The following is a 7411-nucleotide window of genomic DNA, read 5'->3' as shown; positions in this document are numbered from 1 at the left end:
AAGGGAGTAGGGAGTAGGGAGTAGGGAGTAGAGAGTAGGGAGTAGGGAGTTGGGAGTAGAAACCTAAGTGTATTTTATAAAAATAACTAACGCTATAGAATTGTTTTAGCGATCGCGTTTTTGATTCCCAGTGATCAATAACTATTCCGATCGGCGTTCGCGCAGCGTGGCCAAAGGCCTCAGCCGCGCCAAAGGCGATCGCTGAAAGCGGGGCTTCGCCCATCGCCTTTGGCGGAAGCGTTCGCAAAGCGTGGCCCAAAGGCCTCAGCTTGATCGCGAAGCGTGGCCTACAAGCTTTGTTGTCCTCTAAAAATTGACTACTAATAGAATAGCTACTGTAGCAACTCTAGTACCATAGTTTGCTCAAAAAAGAAAGAACCAACGGCTGGGTTTTTTAGCAAGTTTCAACGATACCTTAGCGATAGGCGTTAAATTTGAGTAGGAAATACCACCACTATGTCTAAAACTATGACCTCTGCTGTTGTGCATAATACTCCTCCTGTACCGCCAACTCAATATGAACTTCCTTGTGATGACGGTATTCCTATGGAAACGGAACGACATAAACTTCAGATGGAATTGCTGACTGACCCGTTATACCCTTGGTTAGCCCAGCGGGAAGATGGCTATTTTGGGGGTAATATGTTTCTTTATTTCAGTACAGAACAAATTAAGAATCAAGACTTCCGTGGTCCGGATGTATTTGTAGTGCTTGGAGTTCCGAAAGCCGAACGACTAAGTTGGGTAGTTTGGGAAGAAGGTAAAGCACCTGATGTGATTATTGAGCTAATTTCTGACAGTACAGCTAACACGGATAAAACTACTAAAAAAGTAGTTTATCAAGACCAAGTCAGAGTACCCGAATATTTTTGGTACGACCCGTTTAATCCAGAGGATTTTGCCGGATTTAGGTTGCACAATGGCGTCTATCAGCCTTTAACTGAAGATGAACAAGGACGACTAATTAGCGAAAGATTAGGATTAGCCTTAGTTCGTTGGCAAGGGGTCTATAAAAATAATGTTGATACTACTTGGTTACGTTGGGCTACTAATGACGGAATTGTGCTACCTACTGCTGAAGAAATAGCAGTGCAAGCTCAAGAAGAAGCTACCCAAGCTCAACAAGAAGCTACCCAAGCTCAACAAGAAGCTACCCAAGCTCAACAACAAGCCACCCAAGCTCAACAACAAGCAGCTCAAGCTCAACAACAAGCCACCCAAGCTCAACAACAAGCCACCCAAGCTCAACAACGGGCTGAACAACTGGCTGCTCGCTTACGAGCCATGGGAGTAGATCCTGATCAAGTATAGCGCTACGCGCAAGTCAGAAGTTAGAAGTCAGAAGTCAGAAGTCAAAAGTAAGTCAGTGCGTAGGGTGCGTTAGGGGAGGGATTGCCATGATATTCAAGGTCGTAGTCAGTAGCCCCGTAACGCACCACCAAAAGGTAGGAGATGCACTGAGTTTATAATCAATAAATTGGAACGAGTTGCTCCATTTTCCCGATTCCCGATTCCCGATTCCCAATTCCCAATTCCCTATTCCCTATTCTTCATTATCAACTCAGGTAAAGGTTTTACAATGGTTCAGCAGCTACAGCCAACTACTGATGACATTTTTTATCCCGAAAGTGACGGCAAACCTTTGGCGGACAATACCCTTCAATTTGAACTAATTACTACCATTAAGTCTGGCCTAGACCTTCGATTTAAAGATGACCCGAATGTGTTTGTAGCCGGGGATTTGTTGTGGTATCCAGTAGAAGGACAACCAAAAATTAACCAAGCACCGGATGTGATGGTGGTGATCGGTAGACCAAAAGGGCATCGGCGTTCTTACAAAACCTGGGTTGAAGATAACATTAATCCCCAGGTAGTTTTTGAAATAGCCTCACACACAAACACTATCAAGGAATTAGAAGACGATAAACTAAAGTTTTACCAAACTCATGAGGTAGAAGAGTACTATCTCTATGATCCAAATCGGACAAAACTAAAAGGCTGGTTGCGTTCAGGAGAAACCTTAGAACCTATCCCCCAGATGCTTGGTTGGGTTAGTCCCTGTTTAGGAATTACCTTTGAGTTAGTAGAGTCAGAATTGGTACTGTATTATCCTAATGGTGAGCGGTTTGCGAGCTATTTGGAAATTGTTGAACTAAAAGAGCAAGCTATTGAACTAAAAGAGCAAGCGGAGAAAGCTCTAGAGCAAGAAAGAAGTCGTATGCAATCATTGCTGGAACAATTAAGAGCGAAAGGGATAAATCCAGAGGATTTTGATCTTTGACACTCGGCAGCTATCAGCTATCAGTTTTCAGCTTTGAGCTATCAGCTATCAGCTATCAGCTATCAGTTTTCAGCTTTCAGCTTAAGCGCTACGCGAACAGCTTTCAGCTTATGCCTTAACTTCACAGGCTAGAAGCCTGTTCCACTGTACTTGAGGTGCTTTTGAATAAAATAAGCTGACCGCTGACCGCTGACCACTGACCGCTGACCACTGACCGCTGACTGCTTAGACCCCTTTACCAAATTAAATCAAGATACAGCACAAAACCAGGCAAAACCTCTTCTCCCGATACAGTAGTGGGAGACTCTAAAACTTCAACCTCTTTACTTGGTCGATAAATTTCCACTTGTCGCTCTTTACGATTAATTAACCAACCTAAACGAGTGCCATTGTCTCGGTATTCTTCCATTTTTTTGCGAATTGCTGTCAAGCTATCACTGGGAGAACGTAATTCAATCACAAAATCAGGACACAGGGGCAAAAATTTCTCTTGTTGTTGAGGAGTTAAACTATTCCAGCGTTGTAATGGTATCCAAGATGCATCGGGAGAACGGTCGGCACCATTGGGGAGTTTAAAACCAGTGGAAGAATCGAAAGCAATGCCCAACTTGTTTTGACGGCTCCAGGCTTGAAGTTGGTAGCCTATTTCTAGATTACGGTTTCCTGTGCTGCCGCCAGTGGGTGACATAATAATTAAATCTCCATTAGCATTGCGTTCAAATTTCAAATTATCGTTGTCTTGACAAAGCTGGAAAAATTGCTCGTCGGTAAGGTTAATTGATTGGAGATCAAGGGTTAAGGTAGTCATGATTGTTTAGGGAAGGGAGTAGGGAGTAGGGAGTAGGGAGTAGAGAGTAGGGAGTAGGGAGTTGGGAGTAGAAACCTAAGTGTATTTTATAAAAATAACTAACGCTATAGAATTGTTTTAGCGATCGCGTTTTTGATTCCCAGTGATCAATAACTATTCCGATCGGCGTTCGCGCAGCGTGGCCAAAGGCCTCAGCCGCGCCAAAGGCGATCGCTGAAAGCGGGGCTTCGCCCATCGCCTTTGGCGGAAGCGTTCGCAAAGCGTGGCCCAAAGGCCTCAGCTTGATCGCGAAGCGTGGCCTACAAGCTTTGTTGTCCTCTAAAAATTGACTACTAATAGAATAGCTACTGTAGCAACTCTAGTACCATAGTTTGCTCAAAAAAGAAAGAACCAACGGCTGGGTTTTTTAGCAAGTTTCAACGATACCTTAGCGATAGGCGTTAAATTTGAGTAGGAAATACCACCACTATGTCTAAAACTATGACCTCTGCTGTTGTGCATAATACTCCTCCTGTACCGCCAACTCAATATGAACTTCCTTGTGATGACGGTATTCCTATGGAAACGGAACGACATAAACTTCAGATGGAATTGCTGACTGACCCGTTATACCCTTGGTTAGCCCAGCGGGAAGATGGCTATTTTGGGGGTAATATGTTTCTTTATTTCAGTACAGAACAAATTAAGAATCAAGACTTCCGTGGTCCGGATGTATTTGTAGTGCTTGGAGTTCCGAAAGCCGAACGACTAAGTTGGGTAGTTTGGGAAGAAGGTAAAGCACCTGATGTGATTATTGAGCTAATTTCTGACAGTACAGCTAACACGGATAAAACTACTAAAAAAGTAGTTTATCAAGACCAAGTCAGAGTACCCGAATATTTTTGGTACGACCCGTTTAATCCAGAGGATTTTGCCGGATTTAGGTTGCACAATGGCGTCTATCAGCCTTTAACTGAAGATGAACAAGGACGACTAATTAGCGAAAGATTAGGATTAGCCTTAGTTCGTTGGCAAGGGGTCTATAAAAATAATGTTGATACTACTTGGTTACGTTGGGCTACTAATGACGGAATTGTGCTACCTACTGCTGAAGAAATAGCAGTGCAAGCTCAAGAAGAAGCAGCTCAAGCTCAAGAAGAAGCAGCTCAAGCTCAACAACAAGCTACTCAAGCTCAAGAAGAAGCAGCTCAAGCTCAACAACAAGCTACTCAAGCTCAACAACAAGCCGCTCAAGCTCAACAACGAGCTGAGCAACTGGCTGCTCGCTTACGAGCTATGGGAGTAGATCCTGATCAAGTTTGAAGCGATCTCGCAACGGATTGGTGTAAGCATTGAGCGGTCAGCGGTTAGCACTCAACCCTTGGCCAGTGGCTGACCGCTGATAGCTGATATAGCGCTACGCGCCAGGCAAGAGGCAAGAGGCATGCATGCTAAAGCTTACTAAGCACCTAAACAAAATTAATTGGGTGCGGCTCTTTTAGGAATACGCTATATTACAAGTACACTACATACTTCTAACCCTTTCTATATTTAGATTTAAGTTTTCTAGGCTAAAGGGATAGAATTAAGCGATCGCAAAAAAATGAAACGCAAAAACCCCATTTCAATGTGTAATACGATAATACAAAAAAGATATTATCTTGTTTTTCACTCTTTGAGCGAGACTATTTTGAGCATGTCTCAAGCATACAATTCTTTTTATGCAAGGATTTCATACTTTATGCAAAAATACAATTTTTATTTTCAAAAGAGCCGCACCCAAATGATAAATGAATACCCTTTGATATCTGTATTTCATCCGATGAATTTGTAACGACACCAGCGTGAAGCACTATATTTGTATCCCCTTTGTGTTTTTCAAAAATTGGGATGCTCTCCATCCTTGCTATTGATGGCAGCAGATTCAGTGACATTCCTGAGAGTTCCTAGGTAAGTCACGTAAGAAGTACCACCTGTGCCATAACCCGTATTATTCTTGTCACCCGGATTAGATATGTACTTAGGAATCATTTTGAAATGACTGGTTCGCATCAAAAGAATATTTCCAACACAGTTATTGTAAGCTCTTACTAAATCTGAAGAACCATTTTCTATCACAAAGCTCCTTACTTGGCTCTTCTGATAAATTTCCTCCAAGAACTTTCTATGAGGGGCTGGCATATAGTTTACAAAATCATAGTAGTCTTTTAAAATCAAATCCACAGGAATAGATTTTTTTTCGTTAAGAATTTCTCTTTGTACAGGATCCAGAGACATACAACCCATAATCCGGTCTAAGAAAGGCATCGCGCTGCTTTGAGAACCTGTTTCTCCTCTGAGAGCTGAAGCATTAATCTCAGTACCTTCATAAATAAGCTCAACGTTATTGTTCCACCCTTTGAGAAACTGCCTGATGTGTTTTCTGAAAACTTCAGCAGACACGATATTCTCTGTCGTCATGAAGACATCTTTCATGTTAACAATGGTGTCCGCCATTTCTCGTAAGATAATAGCCAGAGAAACCGCATCTCTTTCTTGTGCTAGCTCCATCGCTTTTATACCTTGTTTATAACACTCTCTAGCTGCTGCTTCATAGGCTACATGAACAGTGATGAATTGGTCTTCATCTTGTCTCCCTGAAAAAGTCACAAGACTTCTAAGGTTGTTTGTCGTAAAATCTCCGTTTGGATCTAGTTTTCTCCAGTTTCTTAAGACATAATCAGCATAATTGAGTATTGGTGGTTCCTCCAACCTTTCTGAAATCTCAACAAAAGGAATAGCAATCTGTGCTGGAAGAACTGTTCGGGGTTCAGATTCGCCTCTATAGATGGGTTCCCAAACATAAGCTTGGGCTATCATTCCTAGACAAAGTTTGGCATTATTCAGATGAAAATCCTCTAAAGAAGTTGTATCTATCTGAGGCATTTTATCTACCTCTATTCCCACTTCTCCAATGGGCAAAATATTTGGAAGATTCTGAGCTATTTCTCTCCAAACATAATACTGTTCAGGCCAAAAATCCAAGGACTCTAAGGTTTCAGTCAAGAATCCTTTTTCTATTATTTTGTCTTTGAAATCAAACATTATTGGATTTTTCTACTAAAAATAGTTTAAACAATATGTATTATAAACCTGATTTAGAGCGGTTTAAATATTTTTATTTTTTTTTATATATTGCTCTTTCGAGCTCATTGGTCAGGGTAAGCTCATCTATAGCGTTTCTTATAGCTATGAGGTACAGAGGATTGTTTCCCTATTACCTATTACCTCTTATCTCTTACCTGCTCCGTTCGCACCTCAAGCAGCGTCGGCTTTGGCGAAAGCGTGGCCCACGGCCTCAGTCCCTGCTCCCTAAAAGCCAGAACTTTGTACCTCATGACTATGATTGCTGGTTCTTCAGTACCTACTATGCTAAATTTATAGTTTACCCCCCCCGAAAAGCTTACTGTGTAAGGGTTATGAGGCTATTTAACCATAAATTTTTCCAATATAGCTGCCTCTTCCTCCTGCTCCGAAGTCCCTGCTCCGAACGCGCCCCGCGTGGCCTACGGCCTCAGTCCCTTTGGCAAAGTGTTAATTTAGCATAACAAGTACGGAAGAGCCATTTTTATTTGAGATGTAAACAAATCATCTAAAGCTTTAGGAAACCTAAAACTTCCAATAGGTAAGAGCAATAAGGAATACATAATTTTTCAGTTTAGCAAAAATCACAATCTAGTTTTACAACTCATTTGTAAAGTAAAAACAAACGTATAAATACTCATTGCCAAATCAAACTAAATTTGATCAACCTATCAATGGGAATAGGGAGAGGTGAGAGGTTGGCTGTAGCGATTGGCCGTAGGCCACGCTACGCGAACGCCTCATGACTACCAAGCCCAAATAGAAAAACCAAATAACCAAGCAGTAAAGTAAGGGAATGGGATTGACCTTTGGTCACGCTACGCGATCGCATTTCCCGACTCCCGATTCCCGATTCCCTACTCCCTACTCCCGACTCCCTACTCCCTACTCCCTTTTCAAACAAAAAAATAGCCGCAGAAATACTATCCACGGCTAGGTAAACCTTATGAATTCACATTTCGCACCATTCCAGACATGCTCCCATGGGAGCAAACCCGATGGTTTGGCCAGGGGGCAAAGCCCCCCAGCAATTTAATAGCTTAACCCAGAATTATGTACTTAGTCATCATCGTAATAAATTCCCCAGGAAGCCCCGTCGGTTAGAGTCGATGCCCGGTATTATCCGGGGCACCTCTCCTTCAGAACCGTACGTGAAGGTTTCCCCTCATACGGCTCCTAGATATTCTCTCCCTTAGGAGTGCTCCAGTGTATCTGTTGAT

Annotated in this window: 8 protein-coding genes and 1 pseudogene; 5 read left to right on the top strand and 4 right to left on the bottom strand. The window is 42.3% G+C overall.

Going from position 1 to position 7411, the window contains the following annotated elements; genetic code table 11:
* Positions 1 to 223 (bottom strand): annotated as a pseudogene (locus F6K64_RS32295) (hypothetical protein); the annotation flags it as partial.
* 233 nt (positions 224 to 456) lie between these two features.
* Between F6K64_RS32295 and F6K64_RS32290 the strand changes: the two are divergent.
* The 3 genes from F6K64_RS32290 (at position 457) to F6K64_RS32280 (ending at position 2400) form a co-directional block, all read left to right on the top strand.
* Positions 457 to 1311, top strand: a complete 855-nt coding sequence (locus tag F6K64_RS32290) for a Uma2 family endonuclease (protein ID WP_287267532.1) — start codon at positions 457 to 459, stop codon at positions 1309 to 1311.
* Between the two features lie 268 nt (positions 1312 to 1579).
* A complete protein-coding gene (locus F6K64_RS32285; protein ID WP_287255767.1) occupies positions 1580 to 2281 on the top strand; it encodes a Uma2 family endonuclease in 702 nt (233 codons plus the stop codon).
* Positions 2278 to 2400: a hypothetical protein gene (locus F6K64_RS32280; RefSeq protein WP_287255759.1), complete on the top strand. Its 123-nt coding sequence runs from the start codon at positions 2278 to 2280 to the stop codon at positions 2398 to 2400. Before F6K64_RS32285 ends, F6K64_RS32280 begins: the two co-directional genes overlap by 4 nt.
* Positions 2401 to 2516: 116 nt before the next feature.
* Here F6K64_RS32280 and F6K64_RS32275 read toward each other — a convergent pair whose 3' ends face one another.
* Both F6K64_RS32275 and F6K64_RS32270 read right to left on the bottom strand, forming a co-directional pair.
* A complete protein-coding gene (locus tag F6K64_RS32275) occupies positions 2517 to 3089 on the bottom strand; it encodes a Uma2 family endonuclease (RefSeq protein WP_287255762.1) in 573 nt (190 codons plus the stop codon).
* Positions 3070 to 3324, bottom strand: a complete 255-nt coding sequence (locus F6K64_RS32270; RefSeq protein ID WP_287267531.1) for a hypothetical protein — start codon at positions 3322 to 3324, stop codon at positions 3070 to 3072. Before F6K64_RS32270 ends, F6K64_RS32275 begins: the two co-directional genes overlap by 20 nt.
* A 233-nt stretch (positions 3325 to 3557) precedes the next feature.
* Between F6K64_RS32270 and F6K64_RS32265 the strand changes: the two genes are divergently transcribed.
* Positions 3558 to 4391, top strand: coding sequence for a Uma2 family endonuclease (locus F6K64_RS32265; protein ID WP_008184079.1), 834 nt, complete (start codon positions 3558 to 3560; stop codon positions 4389 to 4391).
* Positions 4392 to 4946: 555 nt separating this feature from the next.
* Here the strand turns inward: F6K64_RS32265 and F6K64_RS32260 are convergent.
* Complete coding sequence (locus F6K64_RS32260) at positions 4947 to 6152, bottom strand: PrnB family protein (protein WP_287267529.1); 1206 nt, start codon at positions 6150 to 6152, stop codon at positions 4947 to 4949.
* A gap of 835 nt (positions 6153 to 6987) precedes the next feature.
* Here F6K64_RS32260 and F6K64_RS32255 point away from each other — a divergent pair.
* Positions 6988 to 7128 carry a hypothetical protein gene (locus tag F6K64_RS32255; RefSeq protein ID WP_154659777.1) on the top strand — a complete coding sequence of 47 codons (141 nt, stop codon included), beginning with the start codon at positions 6988 to 6990 and terminating at the stop codon, positions 7126 to 7128.
* The last annotated feature ends 283 nt before the right edge of the window (positions 7129 to 7411 follow it).

Source organism: Moorena sp. SIO3A2, assembly GCF_010672265.1.
Taxonomy (GTDB): Bacteria; Cyanobacteriota; Cyanobacteriia; order Cyanobacteriales; family Coleofasciculaceae; genus Moorena; species Moorena producens.
The sequence above is the reverse complement of the archived record's forward strand: the minus strand, read 5'-3'. Positions and strand labels throughout refer to the sequence as shown.